The 1,194-nt window shown below is 62.2% G+C and carries 1 protein-coding gene; it reads right to left on the minus strand.

All coding sequences use genetic code 11. From position 1 onward, the window contains the following. Positions 1-1,191, minus strand: coding sequence for an elongation factor Tu (gene tuf / locus QN413_RS27000; RefSeq protein WP_187053275.1), 1,191 nt, complete (start codon positions 1,189-1,191; stop codon positions 1-3). Positions 1,192-1,194: the final 3 nt, after the last annotated feature.

A 1,194-nucleotide genomic window follows, 5' to 3' on the forward strand; every position in this document is an offset into this window, starting at 1 on the left:
TTAAGCGAGGACCTTGGCCACGACGCCAGAGCCGACGGTCTTGCCACCTTCGCGGATGGCGAAGCGCAGGCCTTCTTCCATGGCGATCGGGTTGATCAACTTCACGGTGATGCTCACGTTGTCGCCAGGCATGACCATTTCCTTGCCTTCGGGCAGCTCGATCGCACCGGTCACGTCCGTCGTGCGGAAGTAGAACTGCGGGCGGTAGTTATTGAAGAACGGCGTGTGACGGCCGCCTTCGTCCTTGGACAGGACATAGACTTCGGCGGTGAAGTGGGTGTGCGGCTTGATGGAGCCGGGCTTGCAGAGCACTTGGCCGCGCTGGACGTCTTCGCGCTTGGTGCCGCGCAAGAGCACGCCGACGTTGTCGCCAGCCTGGCCTTGGTCGAGCAGTTTCCTGAACATTTCCACGCCGGTGCAGGTGGTCTTCTGGGTTGGCGAGATGCCGACGATCTCGATTTCTTCGCCGACCTTGATGACACCGCGCTCGACAGCGCCGGTGACGACGGTGCCGCGACCAGAGATGGAGAACACGTCTTCCACAGGCATCAGGAAGGCACCGTCGATGGCGCGCTCCGGCTGGGGGATGTAGGTGTCCAGGGCATCGGCCAGTTTCATGATGGCTTCTTCACCCAGCGGACCCTTGTCGCCTTCGAGGGCGAGCTTGGCGGAGCCGTGAATGATGGGGGTGGCGTCGCCTGGGAAATCGTATTTGTCCAGGAGTTCGCGCACTTCCATTTCGACGAGTTCGAGCAGCTCGGCGTCGTCGACCATGTCGCACTTGTTCAGGAAGACGATGATGTAGCCGACACCGACCTGGCGGGCCAGGAGGATGTGCTCGCGGGTCTGGGGCATGGGGCCGTCAGCAGCGGAGCAGACCAGGATGGCGCCGTCCATCTGCGCAGCACCGGTGATCATGTTCTTCACATAGTCAGCGTGGCCGGGGCAGTCGACGTGGGCGTAGTGGCGGTTGGCCGTTTCGTACTCGACGTGGGCGGTGTTGATGGTGATGCCGCGGGCCTTTTCTTCAGGCGCCGCGTCGATCTGGTCGTATGCCTTGGCTTCGCCGCCAAATTTAGCGGACAGCACGGTGGCCAGGGCCGCCGTCAACGTGGTCTTGCCGTGGTCGACGTGACCGATGGTGCCCACGTTCACGTGGGGCTTGGTACGGGCGAATTTTCCTTTTGCCATTTT

The organism is Variovorax sp. LG9.2, from assembly GCF_035018885.1.
Lineage (GTDB): Bacteria > Pseudomonadota > Gammaproteobacteria > Burkholderiales > Burkholderiaceae_C > Variovorax.